This is a genomic window from Flavobacterium branchiophilum FL-15 (assembly GCF_000253275.1).
Taxonomy (GTDB): domain Bacteria; phylum Bacteroidota; class Bacteroidia; order Flavobacteriales; family Flavobacteriaceae; genus Flavobacterium; species Flavobacterium branchiophilum.
Genome location: NC_016001.1, coordinates 2229898 through 2249827, shown reverse-complemented (window position 1 = coordinate 2249827; position 19930 = coordinate 2229898). Strand labels below are relative to the sequence as shown.

The window sequence follows — 19930 nt, the reverse complement described above, 5'->3', positions numbered from 1 at the left end:
ATGAATATGTTAATTGTTACCCACGCTAAACATCGATACCATGATGAATCAATATATTCGTATGGACCTTATGTTCGAGAAATGAATATTTGGGGTAATTATTGTAGTTCCTTTACTATAATTGCACCAAAAAGTAGCCAGGTTATTTCGGCTATAGATTTGCCTTATACAATGAATAACATAAATTATTCTGAAGTTGCCTCTTTTGATTTTCTTACAATTAAGTCACGTGTACAAGCTGTTTTTAGAATACCTATAATCATGTTTACTTTATATAAGGCCATGAAATCTACCGACCATATACATTTAAGATGTCCAGGAAACATGGGCTTGTTAGGATGTATTGTGCAAGTATTTTTTCCAAAAAAAATAAAAACAGCCAAATATGCTGGAAATTGGGATCCTAATTCCAAGCAACCTTTGAGTTATAGACTTCAAAAATGGATATTAAATAATACATTTTTGACTAAAAATATGACTGTTTTGGTTTATGGTGAGTGGCCAAAAGTTTCAAAAAATATAAAATCTTTTTTTACTGCAACTTATTTCGACAAAGATAAGTTAGCTGTTGCACCAAAGAATTTGACAAATACCATACAATTCATTTTTGTGGGTACATTATCAATAGGAAAAAAGCCAATTTATGCTATTCAGTTAGTAGAAAAATTGTATAAAATTGGATACAATGTGCAATTAAATTTGTATGGTGAAGGGGCTGAACGCCATAACTTAGCACAATATATAAAAAATGAATCGCTAAATTCATATATCCGATTAAATGGGAATCAATCATTAGAAGTGATAAAAAAAGCCTATCAAGAAAGTCATTTTTTAGTGTTACCTTCGCAAAGTGAAGGGTGGCCAAAAGCAGTTGCTGAAGCCATGTTTTGGGGATGTGTTCCTATATCGACACCCGTTTCATGTGTACCAAATATGTTGCAAGACGGTGCAAGAGGTATTTTATTGCAAGAAGATTTAGATGTTGATACCAATAAAATTAAGTTACTCATTGATGATGAAGTTTTATATCAAACGACTTCTAATGCTGCAATGACTTGGTCTCGTCTTTATACTTTGGATTATTTTGAAAATGAAATAAAAAATATCTTACAAAAAAATGAATAATAAACAATTAAGAATTGTACAATTGATAGACAGCTTAGATGCAGGAGGAGCAGAACGCATGGCCGTAAACTATGCAGATGTTTTGATGTCTGAAATTGCTTTTTCAGGTCTTGTTGTTACTCGAAAAGAAGGTTTGTTAAAATCGCAGCTAAAAAGTGAAATATCTTATTTATTTTTAAATAGAAAAAGAATTTTAGATTTTTTTGCAATAATAAAATTTTTAAAATTTTTAAATAAAAATAATATAAATTGGATACATGCTCATAGTAGCTCGATTTTTTTTGCAGTTATGATAAAATTTTTGAAACCAAGTATCAAAATTATTTGGCACGATCATTTTGGACAAAGCGAATTTTTAGATACCCGCAAATATTTTTTTTTAAAAATAGCAAATTATTTTGTAAATCGAAATATTGTAGTAAATCAGCAATTATTACATTGGCATAAAAAAAAATTCACAAAACATGACATTTATTATTTACCAAATTTTGTACAATTATCAAAATTAATCCCTTCAACAACTGTTTTAAAAGGTACAATAGGTAAAAGAATAGTTTGTTTAGCAAATTTGAGACCTCAAAAAAATCATTTTTTAATCATTGAAGCGGCAAAACTTTTAAGAAAAAGCAATCCTGATTGGACATTTCATTTGATAGGTCAAGATTTTGAAGATGATTATTCTTCTTCAGTACAAAATGTTATTAAAGAAAATAATTTGGAAGACACAATTTTTTTATACGGGTCGAGAAAAGATATTTTACCAATATTAAAACAAGCTGCTATTGGAATTCTTACATCAAATTCAGAAGGACTGCCTTTAGCATTGTTAGAATATGGCAGTTGCTCTTTGCCCGTTATTGCTACAAAAGTTGGCGAAATTCCAAATATTATCAAACACGAAGATAATGGATTGTTGATTATGCCAGGAGATGTAAAACATTTTTATGAAATGTTGGTAAAACTAATAAATGATAAATTTTTATCAAATAATTTAGGAAATAAATTACATTTTGATATTTTGAATAACATGTCTGAAGCTGCAATAATTAAACAATATTTATTACTTTTGAAATGATTATTAATTAATAAAAAAATAAAATAAATGATTCAAAAAAAGAATAATAATCTCTTGTATGTTTTTTTGATTATTTTACATGCTTTTCTAGGAATTTTAGCTAATTATGAAAAAAAAATTTCTTTATTATACGGAGTTTTAATTTTTATTGTAGGATTAGGGTATGTTTTATATAAAAAAAATATGAACAACGAAGTTTTATATGCAGCAGCCTATTTAGTAGGTGCAGAAGTTTTTTTGAGGATGACTGAAGGTGTTGTTTTATATGAATTTGTTAAATATGCTGTAATATTGTTAATGTTTGTAGGTATTTTGTTTAATGGAGTTACAAGATGGAGTATTTTTTATGTTTTTTTTATGTTTTTATTAATTCCTGGTATATTAATTGGTGCTGAAACATTAGGTTTAGAAATTAATGTAAAAAATGCGATTTTATTTAACATATCAGGTTCATTATGTTTAGGATTTTGTTCTATTTATTGCCTTAATAAAAAAATAACCTTAGAAGAAATTCATAATATTTTAATGTTAATTGGTTTTCCAATAGTCTCTACTTTATTTTATATTATCTTTTTCTCGTTAAATATTGATTTTAGTACAGTAATTAATTCTACAGGATCTAATTTTACAACATCAGGAGGATATGGCCCAAATCAAGTTTCGACAATTCTAGGATTAGGCATGTTTGTTTTTTTTGTACGAATTCTTTTTTTTTCAACGAATAAATTGGTTTTAATTCTCAATTTAGCCTTATTTTTTATCTTGTCCTATCGTGCTTTTATTACTTTTTCAAGAGGCGGTGTTTTATGTGGTATTTTCGTTATCTTAACATTGATTATCATATTATTCAAAAGAGCAAATGTTGTTCTAAAAACAAAAATTGTAGCCTATTTAAGTGTATTAATAATGCTTTTTAGTTTTGTTTGGATTTATAGCGTTTCTCAAACGAATGGACTTTTAGAAAATAGATATGAAAATAAAGATGCTTTAGGACGTGTTAAAAAAAGTAAATTTACAGGGCGTGAAAAATTGGCAGATATTGAATTAGGATTTTTTTTAGACCACCCAATTTGGGGAATTGGTGTTGGAAAAGTTAAAGAACAACGGGCTGATGAATTTGGAATTGATCTTGCGTCTCATAGCGAAATAACAAGATTATTAGCTGAACACGGTATATTTGGTATTTTAGCTATAATTATTTTAATTTTTGTTCCAATTTACATGTACATTCCAAATAAAAACCATTTATATTTACTTCCGTTTATTTTCTTTTGGTTTTTTACCATCAATCATGCAGCAATGAGAATAGCAGCTCCGGCTTTTATGTATGGGTTGTCGTTATTATTTGTAGTTAAAGAAAAATATAATACATAAATATCTATAAATGGCTTTTATCTTATATATTGGTAATAAATTGAATTCAAAAGGTTCAAATCCTACAACAATTGACACTTTAGGTAAGCAATTGACTGATGAGCATTATGTTGTAAAATATGCTTCTACATATAAAAATTGGTTGATAAGGATACTGGACATGTTATTTTCTGTAATAAAATATTCATTTAAAATAGATTATGTGCTAATTGATACCTATAGTACTTTTGGATTTTGGTATGTTTTGTGTACAAGCCAATGTTGTCGATTATTGAAATTAAAATATATTCCTATTTTGCACGGCGGTAATTTACCTAAAAGATTGAAAATTAATCCTCTACTATGTAATCTAATATTCAAAAATTCATATTGCAATGTAGCTCCTTCTGCTTATTTATATGATGAATTTAAAAAAAAGTTTAATAATTTGGTTTTAATACCAAATACTATAAATGAAAATGATTATCAATTTTTACTTAGAAATGAAATAGCACCAAAACTCCTTTGGGTAAGGGCTTTTGATCAAACATATAACCCAGAAATGGCACTTTATGTTTTAGAAAAATTACAACAAAGCTATCCAAAAGCTACATTATGTATGGTGGGGCCCAAAAAAGATGAAAGTTTTGAACGTTCAAAAAAATTAGCTAATGAATTGGGATTATCAGTAAAGTTTACAGGGAAATTGTCAAAAAAAGAATGGATTCAATTATCAAAAGAGTTTGATTTTTTTATAAATACTACAAATTTTGATAATATGCCTGTTTCTTTAATAGAGGCTATGAGTTTAGGACTTGTGGTTGTTTCAACGAACGTAGGTGGCATTCCTTATTTAATAAATCATCAGGAAACAGGTATTTTAGTCAATAAAAATGATGTTGATGAAATGGTCTTTCAAATTTCTAATTTGTTGAATAACAGTGTTTTATATCAAAAAATTGCTCATAACGCTCAGCTATCTGCATCACAATTTTATTGGGGAGAAGTTAAATACAAATGGTTTGAAATTTTAAAAAAATAATATTACATTTGTCAAAATATTTGTTATCTTGCCATTCCAATTCAAATTTTGCATTTTACATGGAATCAAACAATCAAATACATTTTGAAATCTCTGAACGTAAAATCCTATTAAAATTATTTGATATAATAGTCATATTTATATCTTTATATTTAGAAGGGTTGATATTTAATATGCAATATTTTTTAAATTTTTTCACACAAATTTCATATGTTTTTGTATTATTGAGTTATATTCTTGGATATGGTGCCATTTTTGAAATGTATAATTTGCAAGTGGCTAGTAATTTTAATCAAATTACTAAAAGTGTCTTGATGACTTCATTTGCCATTGTTATTAGTTATTTATTTACCCCTATTTATTCCCCTTCTCTACCAAATAATAGAATTTATATACTACTTTTCTTGTTCACCGTATTATTTTCCTTATTATCTTGGCGTATGTTTTATTTGTATTTATTTACAAAACAAAAGTTTAAGAAAAAAGTTGTGCTAATATGCGACCCTGAGCAATTAGAAGAATTGGTTTTAGGTTTAGAACAAGCAGATCCACATACAAAGGTGAAAGCCTATTTGAATACCGATACAGAAAACCCATTTCAATTTAATTTGAATGGTATTAAAAACCTCAAGTTAGATGATTTAAAAAGTTTTTTAATAGAAAGAAATATTTCTGAAATTGTCATTGATGTTAAAAAAACAGAAATGATTACTTTTGAATTATATAAGGAATTGCTTGAAATACTTCAAAATCAATATCCTATAAAAGAATATACACAGCTTTATGAAAATATTTCTCAACGCATTCCGGTACAATATTTATCAAGAGATTTTTATAGGTATTTTCCATTTAGCTTTAATAATCAAAATCGACTTTATTTATTTTATATCAAAATTTTTGATTTATCAATATCTATTATAGGTATAATTTTATTTTCAAGCTTGATACCGTTTATATATATTATAAATTTGTTTGCTAATAAAGGCCCTTTGTTTTATTCTCAAGAAAGAGTAGGCAAAAACGGTAAATTATTTAAAATATTCAAACTGCGTAGCATGGTTACCAACGCAGAAAAGCACGGAGCTGTTTTTGCAGCTTCAAATGATGCTAGAATTACACCTTTTGGAAAAATATTAAGAAAAACACGTTTGGATGAATTACCACAATTTTTTAATATATTGATTGGCGATATGAGTGTTATTGGTCCTAGACCAGAGCGTCAAGTTTTTGTAGATCAAATAATAGAAATCATGCCTTTTTATAGCACCAGGCATATTATTAAACCTGGTTTGACTGGTTGGGCTCAAGTTAATTATTCTTATGGAGACAAATTAGAAGATAGTCTTGTAAAACTTCAATATGATTTATATTATATCAAACACCGAAGTATTTATTTAGATATCAATATTATACTAAAAACTTTGAGCACCGTTTTGTATTACAGAGGGCAGTAAAACAGACTTTTGTTGTTTGTAAAGCATTATCACTGTTGTAATTATTATTGGTAAAATCATTATTAAATAAGCTTTGTTTAATAATATAATAATATATATGCAAATGAAAGCATAGCAAATATATATTAGTAATTTAAAATATGTATCTTTTAGGTGTTTAAAATAAAATAATATTAAGTATAATGGATTAAAAAGTAATATATTGTAATTTAAACTAACTTCTTGATGGTTGGAGTAAAAACTAACAAAAAGCAATACAAAACCTATAATTCCCATTAATATAATATATATATTATTAATTATTTTACTATTTAATATGGTCATTACTATTAATATTAATGACAAGAAATAAATGTTATTCCACAATGGATTGTCATCATTTGTAAGGTGTTTTACATTTAAAACTTTAGTGCTTTCGACTAATTTTTTTTGATGGATAGTTGTATTTTCAAGTTGTTCCATTAATTCTTTTGGAAGAAAAAGTTTAGAAGCCGTTTGATCTGTTTTGGCTCCAAAAAGAATATTGATGCCTAAGTTTTCAAAAAAATGATTGTTTAGATAGCTGTATAAAATACTTCTGTAAGAAAGTGTATTGTTTAATGTTTTATGAGTTATGTTTTTTCCTATAATACCATTAATTTTATTCAAAACCATTGTTGTACAATTACGATCGATAAATTTATAGGTATAAAATCGTTCATCAGAATATAAAGACATACTTATTTGTTCAAATATTTGTTGTTTTTGATTTGTATTTAATATCAAAGTTTGTTCAAAAACATCTCTATTGGTTTCAACATATTCCGAAATAAAATCCTGGTAGGTATTACTTGCAACAAAATATTTTAAATCTCCTTTTACAAATTTTAAATAAAAATGATCGGTATTAAAATCAAAATAGCCATAATTAAATACAATGTCTAATTGGTTTTGTGGGTCTAAAAATCGAATAGCTGTATGGCCATAAATACTGTATAATTCATTACCACTACCACAAGTTAAAACACTAACCTTGGCATCATCAGATAATTTGATACATTGTGATTGACTTCTGTGTATCGCAAAAATAATTATAAAAAAAGCAAATAAAAAATGTAATTTTTCTTTCATTATGTAAAAAAAATAGTTTATCTAAATATACTTAAATCAACTTTAACAGAAAAAATATTAGAGTACAATGCTGCACTTTGATTACCTAAATCAGTTAAAGCATAATCTACTTGAATGCCTTTATACTTAAAACCCAATCCAAAATTTGGTTGAAAACTTAATTTTTGAGTTTTATCTAATTGAGTAATATTTTGAAAATTACCAACTCCAATTCTTAAAAAAGCCAAATCGTTATACCCTCCTTCAAAACCTAAAGCTGGATCGATACTTACAATATTGCTAGAAATTAAATCATTTGTTTTGGCAAATTGCATATTCAATTGGGCCGCAGCTAGCAAACTAAAATCACTATGAAAAGCTATTTTTTTAGACACTCCAAATTGTGCTCTAGGCAATGTGATTTCGGTATTTTCTGGCAATTCTTGATTTTGTCCACTGATAGCATCCTTAATTGTTTCAAAATTTTCTTGATTGATATTCCAAATGTTATAAGTTGTTGTAATGTCTTTAAGCATCAAACCAAATTTCCAATCATTGCGTTGGAATTGTATGCCAAAATCAAAACCAAAGCCCCACGAATTGGCAAAATCACCGATTATTCTATGAATAATTCTCGAATTGATACCATATTGTAATCCCTGAACTTGCATATTTCTGGCATAAGAAAAGGTAAAGCCATAATCTGCTGCCGAAAATAAGCTGACCCTGTTATAATCTATATTACCCTGATTATCAATTAATTGAGTAGTATTTAAAATATTATCTACACCAAACCGAATGGCGGAAATCCCCCAAGCACTGTTTTTGTCAATTGGAGCTGCATAGGCCATAAAATCGTATTGTGCAATATTAGCAAAATAACTGGCGTGCATCAGGCTCATTTGTTTGTCTTCTAAATTCATCAAACCAGCTGGATTCCAGTAAGTTGCATTAACATCCTGAACACTAGACACAACAGCGTTTGACATGCCTAATGCAGCAGCATCTACTCCAATATTCATAAAATCGTTAGAATATTTTCTAACAACCTGACTTTGAATACATAAGCTAAATAAAAATATGATAAATAAAATAATTTTTTTCAAAATAAAATAGTTTTTGCAAATATCCGTTAAAAATCTCTAATAAAAAACGTTGATGTCTATAACTTATTATATAAATTTGTAAACTTTTAAAACAAAATCCAAATATAATGAATTTCAAAAAACATATCCCAAATAGTATTACATTATTAAATCTTTTTTGTGGTTGTTTAGCCATAGTTTTTGTGGCAAACAAGCAGTTTGACCTGGGATTTTATATGATTTGTTTAGGCATATTTTTTGATTTTTTTGATGGCTATTTTGCTCGTATGTTCAACGTTTCGGGGCCATTAGGCTTGCAACTTGATTCATTGGCAGATATGGTTACAAGTGGTGTATCGCCTGGTTTTATGATGTTTTTTTTCATAAAAAACAGCATTTCCGATCCATTTTTGATGATTTTTTTACCCTATTTTGGTTTTATAATCACTTTAGGAGCTTGTTTTAGGTTGGCCAAATTCAATATAGATACTCGCCAGTCCGATTCGTTTATTGGTTTGCCAACACCTGCAAATACTTTGTTTATTATGAGTTTGCCATTTGTTATCAATCATTATCAAGATGCCATTTGGTTGAACTATTTGTTTAATACTTGGACATTAATTGGTATTTCAATCGTAAGTGCTTATATTATGAATGCTGAAATTCCATTGTTTTCATTGAAAATTAAAAATTTTAGTTTAAAAAAATATAAACTTCAAATTATTTTTGTTTGCATTGCATTGATATTGTTTATTGTATTGCTTGAAATTGCAGTGCCACTTATAATTTTATTGTATGTATTGCTTTCTATTTTCGATAATGCTTTTAATTTTAGTAAATAATTGGGGTATATGGCTAAAACAATTCGAAAATCTACTGTTCGAAAGCGTGTTACAAGAAAAAAATATAACCATTTTAGATTTGCATTTGTATTTATTATAATTTTATCCTGTTTTTATTTTGGATTTAAATATAAAACGTTACTTTATAATTTATGGAATGAAGAAGAAATATCTTTAAAAGACAAATCTGTAAACGCCAAAAATGAATGGATTTTAAAGAAAAATAAAGATCATGTTGTAGGTATTGATGTTTCTCATTATCAAGGAACTATTCGTTGGGACAGAGTTTCTACTGTAAATGAAGTTTATAAAATTGGATTTGTGTTTATTAGAGCCACAACTGGAAACGATGGCGTAGATGCCAAATATTTTTATAATTGGAGCCAAGCCAAAAAACATCGTTTTATTAGAGGAGCTTATCATTATTATAGACCAAACGAAAATTCTATTGAACAAGCCAATTTATTTATTAAAAATGTCAAACTTCAAAAAGGTGATTTGCCTCCTGTTTTAGATATTGAAAAACTACCAAAACAACAATCTATCGATAGTTTGAAGGTGGGACTTAGACGATGGCTCGAAAAAATAGAGGCCCATTATCAAGTGAAACCCATTATTTATTCTGGTGAAAATTATTATAATAATTTTTTGAAAGACGAATTTGATGATTATCCTTTTTGGATTGCTAATTATAATATTACAACTGCAACAATAAATGACGATTGGCTCTTTTGGCAATTTACTGAAAAAGCAAAAATTCGAGGAATAAAATCCAAAGTTGATGTTAATATTTTTAACGGTACTCCAAAAATGTTACAATATTATACAATAAACAATTAAAAAAAAAACCAACAAATTGATTGTTGGTTTTTTTTAGTATATAATTTTAGTTAGCTACTTCACTGATGAATTTAATTCGCATCAACCGCAGTTCTTCTAAATCATAATCCCCATCAAATTCCTTTAAGGCATCTTCAATGTTATCTGATTCTGATTCCATAAAAAATTCATGAATTTCTTCTTGTTGGTCTTCATCCAAAAGTTCGTCTATCCAATATTTAATATTTAATTTGGTACCAGAATTTACAATTTGCTCCATTTCTTTCAATAAAGCATCCATCGAAAGCCCTTTTGAAGCAGCAATATCGTCTAGTGGCAGTTTTCTGTCAATATTTTGAATGATGTATAATTTATTTGCAGAATTAACCCCCGTCGATTTTACAACTAAATCATCTGGTCTGGTAATATCATGTTCTTCTACATATTTACTTATTAAATCAACAAAAGCACTGCCATATTTTTTTGCTTTACCTTCGCCAACACCATGAATATTGCTTAATTCCGATAAAGTGATGGGATATTTTAAGGCCATATCTTCCAACGAAGGATCTTGAAATACAACAAAAGGAGGTAAACCTAATTTTTTGGCTACTTTTTTTCTTAAATCACGAAGCATCAGCATCAAGGCTTCATCTGCAGTACCTGTTGATTTTGAAGCAGTTACAATAGCATCGTCTTCAGTTTGATTGTATTCATGATCTTCAGACATCATAAACGAATGAGGATTTTTTATAAAGTCTAACCCTTTGTCCGTAATTTTTACTATACCATAAGTTTCAATATCTTTAGACAACATCCCTTCAACCAGCACCTGACGTAGCAAAGCCATCCAGTATTTTTCATCTTTATTAGCACCAGTTCCAAAAAATGGTTGAGCATCTGTTCTATGAGCTTTGATCATGGCGTTGATTCTGCCAATTAATGTAAATACAATCTCTTTTGATTTATATAAATGTTTGGTATCTCTTACAATTTCAAGCAGCTTCACTACTTCTTTTTGTGCTTCTACTTTTACTTTTGGGTTCCGTACATTGTCGTCCATTTCGGCACCTTCGCCATTTTCGCTATCAAATTCCTCTCCAAAATAGTGCAACAAAAATTTTCGTCTAGACATCGATGTTTCGGCATAAGCCACTACTTCTTGTAACAATGCAAACCCAATTTCTTGTTCTGCAACGGGTTTTCCAGTCAAGAATTTTTCCAGTTTTTCTACATCTTTATATGAATAATAGGCTAAACAATGCCCTTCGCCACCATCTCGTCCGCCTCTACCAGTTTCTTGATAATAACTTTCTAATGATTTTGGAATGTCGTGATGTATAACAAATCGCACGTCTGGTTTGTCTATACCCATACCAAAAGCAATGGTGGCCACTACAACTTCAACATCTTCCATCAAAAACATGTCTTGATGTTTGGCCCTTGTTTTAGCATCTAATCCCGCATGATAAGGCACGGCACTAATACCATTTACTTTTAAAACTTCGGCAATTGATTCTACTTTTTTGCGACTCAAACAATAAATAATACCTGATTTTCCTTTATTTTGTTTGATAAATCGAATAATATCAGATTCAATATTTTTAGTTTTTGTTCGCACTTCATAAAACAAATTGGGTCTGTTAAATGAAGCCTTAAAGGTTTTCGCATCTGGCATATCCAAGTTTTTCAAAATATCTTCTTGAACTTTTGGTGTTGCTGTGGCGGTCAATCCTATAATAGGAACATCGCTTAACTGTTTGATGATGTTTTTCAAATTACGGTATTCTGGTCTAAAGTCGTGTCCCCATTCCGAGATGCAATGTGCTTCGTCAATAGCCACAAAAGAAAGTGGCACGGTTTGCAAAAAACTGACATACTCTTCTTTGGTTAAAGATTCTGGAGCAACATATAATAATTTAGTTTTTCCAGCAACAATATCGCTTTTTACTTGTGCTATTTCTGTTTTGTTTAATGAAGAGTTCAACACATGTGCCACGCCCACCTCCGATGATAAACTTCGGATAGCATCTACTTGATTTTTCATCAAAGCGATTAATGGTGATACCACAATGGCTGTGCCTTCAAGCATTAAAGCGGGTAACTGATAGCATAACGATTTTCCGCCACCTGTTGGCATGATAACAAAGGTATTGTTTTTTGCCAACAAACTTCTGATAACTTGTTCTTGTAGTCCTTTGAACTGACTAAAGCCAAAATATTTTTTTAATTCCTTATGGATGTCAATTTCGTTCGAATTCATTCTTTTTTAATAGTATTTTACATAAATTTGCACCATATAAAGATACAACAAACTTTTTAATTACACAAATTAAATTTCAATACAATTTTGAAAAATATAGAAAACATTTTAAAATCGGCTAAAGAAACCATCATTTCTGAAAGCCTTTCTGTTGCCAAACTAGCTGATTTACTTGATGATAGCTTTGCAAATGCTGTTCAACTTATTTTTAATTGCCCTCATAGAATTATTGTTACAGGGATTGGAAAAAGTGCTATTATTGCCCAAAAAATCGTTGCAACTTTCAATTCTACGGGTACTCCCGCCATGTTTTTACATGCTTCTGAAGCCATTCATGGCGATTTGGGAATGCTTCAAAAAGGCGATGTAGTGATTTGTATTTCAAAATCGGGCAATAGTCCCGAAATAAAAGTACTTGTACCTTTGCTCAAAAGATTTGGAAATCAATTGATTGCTATAACTGGAAATATGAGTTCTTTTCTTTCAAAAGAATCAAATTATGTATTGAATACTACTGTTGATTCAGAATCTTGTCCGAATAATTTAGCACCAACAAACAGTACAACCGCGCAACTTGTAATGGGCGATGCACTAGCTGTAGCTTTGATGCATTTAAGACAATTTTCTGCAGAAGATTTTGCCATTTACCATCCTGGTGGAGCTTTGGGCAAAAAATTATTACTCAAAGTAAAAGACATGCTTCAAAATGCTCTAAAACCAGCTGTTGCTCCTGATGACAGCATTAAAAAAGTCATTTTTGAAATTTCCGAAAAAAGACTTGGTGTAACAGCAGTAGTAGCTGATAATCAAGTTGTTGGTATTATTACTGATGGCGATTTGAGACGTATGCTCAATAACCGCGACACTTTTGCAGATCTAAAAGCTCAAGACATCATGACACAAAACCCCAAAATAATCCAAGTAAATGACATGGTTATTGATGCTTTTCATATATTAGAAAACAATGCCATTACACAGCTCGTAGTTGCAGACGGAACATCCTACCAAGGAATTTTACACTTACATGATATTTTAAAAGAAGGCATAATATAATGGAAAAAGAACTTAAAGAAATGTCATTTTTAGACCATCTCGAAGATTTAAGATGGCTATTAATTAGAATTACAATTGCAGTTATTGTAATTGCGTGTTTGTCCTATTTTATTATTGATTTTATATTTGAAGATGTTATATTTGCTCCAATTCGTACAGATTTTATCACCTATAAATTGTTTTGCGAATTAACTACTTATCTACATACAGACGATGGTGGTATGTGCGTAACAGAAATGCCATTTATTATTCAAAGCACTGATATGGGGGGACAATTTTCTGTATTTATTTGGACTTGTATCACTTGTGGGTTTATTTTGGGTTTTCCATATATATTATGGGAAATTTGGAAGTTTATTAGCCCTGCTTTGTACAAAAACGAAAAGAAAAATGCGATTCTATTTATAACAACCTCTTCTATTTTGTTTTTTATTGGCGTTTTATTTGGCTATTTTTTAATATTACCTCTTTCTGTACAATTTTTTGGGGCTTTCAATGTAAGTAAAGTAATTCAAAACGAATTCAATTTAGACAATTATATGGGCATGGTCAAAACATCTGTAATTTCATGCGGACTCATTTTTGAATTGCCAATAATCATTTATTTCCTTACAAAATTAGGATTGGTAACCGCCGCAAGCCTCAGAGAATACAGACGCTATGCCATTGTCATCATACTTATTGTAGCCGCAATTATCACGCCACCCGATATTTTAAGTCAAATTATAGTATCCATTCCGCTTCTGGTTTTATATGAAGCAAGTATATTAATAGCCATTATGGTCAATAAAAAACAACAAAATGTCTGATTTAGTAAAAGAATTTAACGATTATCGTTCAAAAATGAACGACAAATTATTGGCAGATGACAACAAAGTCATCAAACGAATTTTTAATTTGGATACCAATACCTATGCAGAAGGAGCCTTGGATGTCAAAACCAAAGAACTACTGGGACTAGTAGCTTCAACAGTATTGCGTTGTGACGATTGTATCAAATACCACCTAGAAACAGCTTATAATCAAGGGGTTACAAAACAAGAAATGATGGAAACCATGAGTGTAGCAACATTAGTTGGTGGCACTATTGTAATCCCTCACTTACGACGTGCGTACGAATTTTGGGAAGCTCTCGAACAACAATCCTAAAAACCTATTTTCTTAAAACAAAGTTAATAATGCTACATGCAGTTGTTTTTTTAACTTGCTTTGCAAATCCAAACACCTAAATCAATTTTAGGATTAATTTATTTTCAAAATGATATTAAGAGCCGATAATTTAATCAAAACATACAAAGGTCGAAACGTCGTAAAAGGCATTTCTGTAGCAGTCAATCAAGGCGAAATTGTTGGACTTTTGGGGCCAAATGGTGCCGGAAAAACCACCTCTTTCTACATGATTGTAGGACTTGTAAAACCCAATTCTGGCAATATATTTCTTGATAATCAGGAAATTACCAATTTCCCCATGTACAAACGTGCCCAATACGGAATAGGATATTTAGCACAAGAAGCTTCTGTATTTAGAAAATTAAGTATAGAAGATAATATTTTGAGCGTTTTACAACTAACCCAACTAACTAAAGCCCAACAAGAAGCCAAAATGGAAAGCCTTATAGACGAATTTAGTTTGCAACATATTCGTACAAACAGAGGCGATTTGCTTTCTGGAGGCGAAAGACGTAGAACCGAAATTGCCCGTTGCTTAGCCACCGACCCCAAATTTATCCTATTGGACGAACCATTTGCAGGCGTAGATCCTGTTGCCGTAGAAGACATTCAACGCATTGTTGCACAGCTCAAAAACAAAAATATTGGTATTTTGATCACAGATCACAACGTACAAGAAACACTTGCTATTACAGATAAAACTTATTTAATGTTTGAAGGCGGAATTCTCAAAGCAGGTACTCCAGAAGAACTGGTTGAGGACGAAATGGTAAGAAGAGTGTATTTAGGTCAGAATTTTGAACTTAGAAAAAAGAAATTAGAGTTTTAATAAATAAAAGTTTAGTAATAAAATGATAAAAACAGTAATTTTTGATATGGACGGGGTAATTGTAGATACAGAACCCGTACACCATGCTGCCTATTACCAACATTTTGAACAATTACAAATCCATGTTCCTCACGAAGTATATACCACATTTACTGGTAATTCTACTAAAAATGTATATGAAAAACTAATACAATTGTATGACTTGAAAGAAAATGTTCAGGAACTTGTTCAAAAAAAACGTGAAATTTTCAACAACGCTTTCGACCAAAAAGAAAACTTACAGCTACTCGATGGTGTACTAAATCTCATCAAAAACTTACATCAAAACCAATACCAACTCGTTTTAGCCTCGTCGGCAGCCAAAGTAACTATTCAGAGAGTTTTTAATAGATTTGGTTTAAATCAATATTTTTCTCATATAGTTTCAGGCGAAGATTTCCAAAATTCCAAACCAAATCCAGCTATTTTCCTACATGCCGCTCAATTAGCCCAAACACCAATTCAAAATTGCATCATCATCGAAGACAGTACCAACGGCATCAAAGCCTCAAATGCAGCTGGAATTTATTGCATTGGCTACAAAAGTCCCAATTCAAAAAAACAAGATTACACCCTAGCCAACAAAATTATCCAACATTTTGACGAATTAACTTTGGATGTAATTAAAAATATTAATACGCATTCCAACATTTGAAGCACTATCTTTTGGCTTTTTCACCAATGTTCCGTTCCCGCTGTTCGCTATATCTTTTGTTTTTTAAAGAAAAAAACAAAAGGATGCCGCTTCCATCGGGGCTAGAATCGATTGGTCATTCTTTTGACTCTGATTCAATTTCCAATACAAAACAAGCTTTATTTTCTTTAATAATTTGAAAAAAATAAGATTCATTATTACAAATTTCTATCGAAAATTGATCACCCCATACAAGTTCACGCATAAAATTCATATCAAATCGGGTTATTTTTTGATTTAATATTTCATTAGGAGGCAGCAAATCCATACACCATTCCAGGTATTTGACATTATTTACATGATTTACCAAATCTAAATCTGAAAGCAATACTTTTTTTGATGTAATTTCTGCAATATCATCAGGCAAATGTATCTTTTTTACCCTCTTTAGAGTGCCAAACGCATTTGGAAACAACTCAAAATGAGAATATGGCAATGCCAAAGCCTCTGGCCTACGAGTTGTAGTATTCAAAACCGCCCAAAACGTTTCAGCTCCAACTAACTTTACTCCCCCAACATACACTTCCAATGCCCTCACCGACCTCGAATTTTCTAACGAAACGATCCATGTTTTTACCGTTACTTCATCTTTCCATTTTGGCAATGCCGTTATTTCTACACACATTCTACTCAAAACCCACGCCTGTTGATGCACCTGCATGTCGCTAAAACTAATTCCCCCAATTTCAGAGTGGGCTGCAGCCGTAAGTTGCAGCAAATGACACAAATCTGTATATTTCAAATACCCATTTGGAGCACATTGGGCAAAATTAATTTCCCATTTTTTACAATAAATGGAAGTGAATTCTTTTGATATTGGCATTTTGTTCTTATTTTATTTGTAAATTGATGTGCTCAATAATATTTTTAGTACTTGTTAAATAATCAAACCAATGTACATCATCCATTTTTTTAAACCATGTCAGTTGTCTTTTTGAAAATCGTCTGGTATTTTTTTTAATTTCCTCAATTGCAAATTCACGACTAATTTTGCCTTCAAAATAATCAAAAAACTCTTTATAACCTACGGTTTGCAAAGCATTAAGTGATTGATATTCATGTAGTTGTAATGCTTCTGCTTCTAATCCAGCACCCACCATCAAATCTACTCTTTGATTGATTCTGTCGTACAAAACAGAGCGTTCAGCCTCTAATCCAATAACGATACTTTCAAATGCTCTTTGGGTTGCCTTCCGATTCAAAAAACTCGAATATGATTGGCCTGTACCTAAACAAACTTCTACAAATCGCATCATTCGTTGCGGATTTTGCAAAGTTTGTGGGTTTTCAGTCTTTATTTTTTCATAATATTCAAAATCCAAAATTTGTAACTGTTCCACTAAATAACCAATGCCATATAGTCCAAACGCCATTTTTACTTTTTCTCGAACCGTATTTGAAATTTCAGGAAAAGCATCAAAGCCATTTAAAACTGCCGATACATACAATCCAGAACCCCCAACTACAATGACATATTCATCTGTTTTGTGTAGCGATGTTATAAGATTTATCGCTTCTTTTTCATAATCACCTACAGTATATTTTTCAAAAATTGATTTATTTTGAATAAAATAATGTTCCACTGCATCTAATTCTTCTTTGCTAGGTACAGCTGTTCCAATGGTCATTTCTTTATAAAATTGCCTACTATCACAGGATATAATCTTACAATTGTAAAACTGTGCCAATTGTATGGCCAAGGCTGTTTTGCCAATTGCTGTTGGACCTACTATTACCAAAATTTTTTTCACTTTTTTTTGATTTTTGCTAAAAAGATATTATTTTTATTTGACTGTTTTTTTTGATATAATTTTGAATAATTTGCTTGGTATCTCTATTATTTTGCATAGGTATTAAGATATTTTTTAATATATCAATATTTATTATTTGATGATTCAAATCATAATACGTATAGCCTTTGTATATCCCGTTTTCAATCAATACAGCACTTCGTTCGCTTACTTTTCTGCCTTTGTCTATTATAATCATATTTTGATTCTCAAAACTATATGCAGTTACAAAGTCTTGCACTCTTGTATTGTACTCATTTGCAGTAACTTTGCCAATACAAGCACCGTCACATTCTTTAATTTTATATTGAAAACATTCTTTTTGCGTCTCATAAAGCCCAGTAAATTTCTGACATAATTTAAATTGTGCCGTAATTCTAAATAAAGCATCTTTGCCTTCTTGCAAACTCGAATAGGCTTTAATTTCTCGCTTTCTGCCGTCTGTTTTTTGTAACTTTAATTCATTATATCCGTCTATATTTTTTTCAATATAAATAGCCCAATTAAATATAGTTTTACGTTGTGCTCTATTATATATTGGTTTATTTATTTTTATTTCTTCACTTTCTTTTAATAAAGCAATAAGTTCGCTGCCCGTTTCTTGAAAAGAGACATTCCTAATTTCATGTTGTATTTTTTTAGCTTTATTACTCGTTCCTGTTAAGTGTTGGTGTACTCTTTTTTTTATATTTTTACTTTTGCCAATATACATGATACTAGCATCTTGTCGGTGCAAATAATATACGCCAGTTTTGGAAGGTAAGGTTTCTATAAGGTCTAAAAATTGTGGGGCAAGCCCTTTTATGATTTCTGTTTTGATTAATTCTTTTAAAATTATTTTTTCTAAATCCTTGTCCAACAGCATTTTAAATAATTTTACAGTAGCCATTGCATCTCCAGATGCCCGATGCCTATCGGTCATAGGAATGCCCAATGCCCTAACTAATTTGCCTAAGCTATGGGAGGGTTGCTCTGGTAATAATTTTTTTGCAAGTTCTACTGTACACAATGTTTTGGCTTTGAAATCAAATCCTAATCTTTTAAATTCTGTACGTAAAATTCTATAATCAAAACTAGCATTATGGGCTACTATAATGCAACCCTCGGTTATTTCGATGATTCGTTTAGCGACTTCAAAAAATTTTGGTGCCCCTCGCAACATCGAATTGTTGATGCCCGTTAGTTTTACAACAAATGGTTGAATTGGTATTTGTGGATTCACCAAACTAATGAATTGATCTACAATTTCATGCCCATCAAATTTATAAATGGCAATTTCTGTAATTCCTTCTTCGTTAAATTGTCCACCGGTGGTTTCTATATCTATAATTGCGTACATCTTTTAATCTAAGTATCCAAAAAATTAAAACTATCAATAAGATTTTTTTTAGATTTTTTAGATTTTTTCATTTTTTTTAATTTCTTGTTCCAAAAATACTGCTTCCGATGCGAACCATGTTGCTGCCATTTTCAATTGCAATTTGATAATCGCCCGACATGCCCATGGAAAGTGTTTCTAATTTTAAGTTAGCAGCTTGCAATTTACAATATTTATCGAAAATAGCTTTCAAATATAAAAATTCTTTTTTAATTTGCATTTGATTTTCAGTAAAAGTAGCCATTCCCATGAAGCCAACAATTTTGATGTTTTTCAAATTTTTGAATTCCTCAGAATTGAAAATGGTATTTAATTCGTTTTCATCCAAGCCAAATTTAGTGTCTTCTTCGGCAATATACACTTGAAGTAAACAATCAATTATCCGATTGTTTTTTTCGGCTTGTTTATTGATTTCTTGTAGCAATTTGAAGCTATCCACGCCGTGAATTAATGCCACAAAAGGGGCAATATTTTTTACTTTTCGGGATTGCAAATGACCAATAAAATGCCACAGAATATCTTGAGGCAGTTCTTGTTGTTTTTCTACTACTTCTTGGACATAATTTTCGCCAAAAATGCGTTGTCCAGCATTGTAAGCCTCCATCAAATCAGCTACAGGTTTGGTTTTTGAAACGGCTACCAATGTAACGTGAGGTGGCAGTTGGGATTTTATGTTATTGAGATTTTGGGTTATTGGCATGTTAATTTTTTTACTGTTTTCAAAATGGAAATTATTCCTAATTCAATTTTGTCTTTTTTTATTATATGTTTTTTTGAACCTTCGAAGTTTTTAGAACCTTGTTGGTTTTAATTTAAGTTATAATTATTTG

General features: G+C 30.3%; 19 protein-coding genes. 12 read left to right on the top strand and 7 right to left on the bottom strand.

What is annotated here, in order from left to right:
* From FBFL15_RS09715 to FBFL15_RS09695, 5 genes are all read left to right on the top strand, one after another.
* Positions 1-1125: a glycosyltransferase family 4 protein gene (locus FBFL15_RS09715; RefSeq protein ID WP_014084433.1), complete on the top strand. Its 1125-nt coding sequence runs from the start codon at positions 1-3 to the stop codon at positions 1123-1125.
* A complete protein-coding gene (locus FBFL15_RS09710; RefSeq protein ID WP_014084432.1) occupies positions 1118-2200 on the top strand; it encodes a glycosyltransferase in 1083 nt (360 codons plus the stop codon). The genes FBFL15_RS09715 and FBFL15_RS09710 overlap by 8 nt, the downstream gene beginning before the upstream one ends.
* A 27-nt stretch (positions 2201-2227) precedes the next feature.
* Positions 2228-3574, top strand: coding sequence for an O-antigen ligase family protein (locus FBFL15_RS09705; RefSeq protein ID WP_014084431.1), 1347 nt, complete (start codon positions 2228-2230; stop codon positions 3572-3574).
* 271 nt (positions 3575-3845) lie between these two features.
* The gene (locus FBFL15_RS09700) at positions 3846-4595 is read left to right on the top strand and encodes a glycosyltransferase family 4 protein (RefSeq protein WP_231847459.1); all 750 of its coding nucleotides are present in this window, start codon (positions 3846-3848) and stop codon (positions 4593-4595) included.
* Positions 4596-4654: 59 nt separating this feature from the next.
* On the top strand, positions 4655-6049 hold the full coding sequence (locus tag FBFL15_RS09695) for an exopolysaccharide biosynthesis polyprenyl glycosylphosphotransferase (protein WP_014084429.1): 1395 nt from the start codon (positions 4655-4657) through the stop codon (positions 6047-6049).
* Here FBFL15_RS09695 and FBFL15_RS09690 read toward each other — a convergent pair.
* Positions 6008-7159, bottom strand: coding sequence for a lipoprotein N-acyltransferase Lnb domain-containing protein (locus tag FBFL15_RS09690; RefSeq protein ID WP_014084428.1), 1152 nt, complete (start codon positions 7157-7159; stop codon positions 6008-6010). The two genes, FBFL15_RS09695 and FBFL15_RS09690, sit on opposite strands and share 42 nt — an antisense overlap.
* 17 nt (positions 7160-7176) lie before the next feature.
* Positions 7177-8244 (bottom strand): putative type IX sorting system protein PorV2, encoded by a 1068-nt coding sequence (locus tag FBFL15_RS09685; RefSeq protein WP_014084427.1) that lies wholly within the window; start codon positions 8242-8244, stop codon positions 7177-7179.
* 107 nt (positions 8245-8351) lie between these two features.
* Here FBFL15_RS09685 and FBFL15_RS09680 point away from each other — a divergent pair, with 107 nt between their 5' ends.
* Complete coding sequence (locus FBFL15_RS09680; protein WP_014084426.1) at positions 8352-9065, top strand: CDP-alcohol phosphatidyltransferase family protein; 714 nt, start codon at positions 8352-8354, stop codon at positions 9063-9065.
* Positions 9066-9074: 9 nt separating this feature from the next.
* The gene (locus FBFL15_RS09675) at positions 9075-9905 is read left to right on the top strand and encodes a glycoside hydrolase family 25 protein (protein WP_014084425.1); all 831 of its coding nucleotides are present in this window, start codon (positions 9075-9077) and stop codon (positions 9903-9905) included.
* A 46-nt stretch (positions 9906-9951) separates the two neighbouring features.
* Here FBFL15_RS09675 and FBFL15_RS09670 read toward each other — a convergent pair whose 3' ends face one another.
* Positions 9952-12147, bottom strand: coding sequence for a RecQ family ATP-dependent DNA helicase (locus tag FBFL15_RS09670; protein ID WP_014084424.1), 2196 nt, complete (start codon positions 12145-12147; stop codon positions 9952-9954).
* Positions 12148-12234: 87 nt separating this feature from the next.
* Between FBFL15_RS09670 and FBFL15_RS09665 the strand changes: the two genes are divergently transcribed.
* The 5 genes from FBFL15_RS09665 to FBFL15_RS09645 all read left to right on the top strand — a co-directional run bounded on the left by FBFL15_RS09665 (position 12235) and on the right by FBFL15_RS09645 (position 15893).
* Entirely contained in the window at positions 12235-13200 is a 966-nt protein-coding gene (locus FBFL15_RS09665) for a KpsF/GutQ family sugar-phosphate isomerase (protein ID WP_014084423.1), read from the top strand.
* The gene (gene tatC, locus FBFL15_RS09660) at positions 13200-14009 is read left to right on the top strand and encodes a twin-arginine translocase subunit TatC (protein ID WP_014084422.1); all 810 of its coding nucleotides are present in this window, start codon (positions 13200-13202) and stop codon (positions 14007-14009) included. The genes FBFL15_RS09665 and tatC overlap by 1 nt, the downstream gene beginning before the upstream one ends.
* Positions 14002-14349, top strand: a complete 348-nt coding sequence (locus FBFL15_RS09655; RefSeq protein WP_014084421.1) for a carboxymuconolactone decarboxylase family protein — start codon at positions 14002-14004, stop codon at positions 14347-14349. The genes tatC and FBFL15_RS09655 overlap by 8 nt, the downstream gene beginning before the upstream one ends.
* Before the next feature lie 109 nt (positions 14350-14458).
* Positions 14459-15199, top strand: a complete 741-nt coding sequence (gene lptB / locus FBFL15_RS09650) for an LPS export ABC transporter ATP-binding protein (protein ID WP_014084420.1) — start codon at positions 14459-14461, stop codon at positions 15197-15199.
* 22 nt (positions 15200-15221) lie between these two features.
* The gene (locus FBFL15_RS09645) at positions 15222-15893 is read left to right on the top strand and encodes an HAD family hydrolase (RefSeq protein WP_014084419.1); all 672 of its coding nucleotides are present in this window, start codon (positions 15222-15224) and stop codon (positions 15891-15893) included.
* A 115-nt stretch (positions 15894-16008) separates the two neighbouring features.
* Here the strand turns inward: FBFL15_RS09645 and FBFL15_RS09640 are convergent, their stop codons facing one another.
* The 4 genes from FBFL15_RS09640 to FBFL15_RS09625 all read right to left on the bottom strand — a co-directional run bounded on the left by FBFL15_RS09640 (position 16009) and on the right by FBFL15_RS09625 (position 19800).
* Positions 16009-16755 carry an acyl-[acyl-carrier-protein] thioesterase gene (locus FBFL15_RS09640; RefSeq protein WP_014084418.1) on the bottom strand — a complete coding sequence of 249 codons (747 nt, stop codon included), beginning with the start codon at positions 16753-16755 and terminating at the stop codon, positions 16009-16011.
* Positions 16756-16762: 7 nt separating this feature from the next.
* The gene (gene miaA / locus FBFL15_RS09635) at positions 16763-17683 is read right to left on the bottom strand and encodes a tRNA (adenosine(37)-N6)-dimethylallyltransferase MiaA (RefSeq protein ID WP_014084417.1); all 921 of its coding nucleotides are present in this window, start codon (positions 17681-17683) and stop codon (positions 16763-16765) included.
* Positions 17684-17699: 16 nt separating this feature from the next.
* On the bottom strand, positions 17700-19061 hold the full coding sequence (locus FBFL15_RS09630; protein WP_014084416.1) for an exonuclease domain-containing protein: 1362 nt from the start codon (positions 19059-19061) through the stop codon (positions 17700-17702).
* Positions 19062-19137: 76 nt separating this feature from the next.
* Positions 19138-19800, bottom strand: a complete 663-nt coding sequence (locus tag FBFL15_RS09625; protein WP_014084415.1) for a YggS family pyridoxal phosphate-dependent enzyme — start codon at positions 19798-19800, stop codon at positions 19138-19140.
* Positions 19801-19930: the final 130 nt, after the last annotated feature.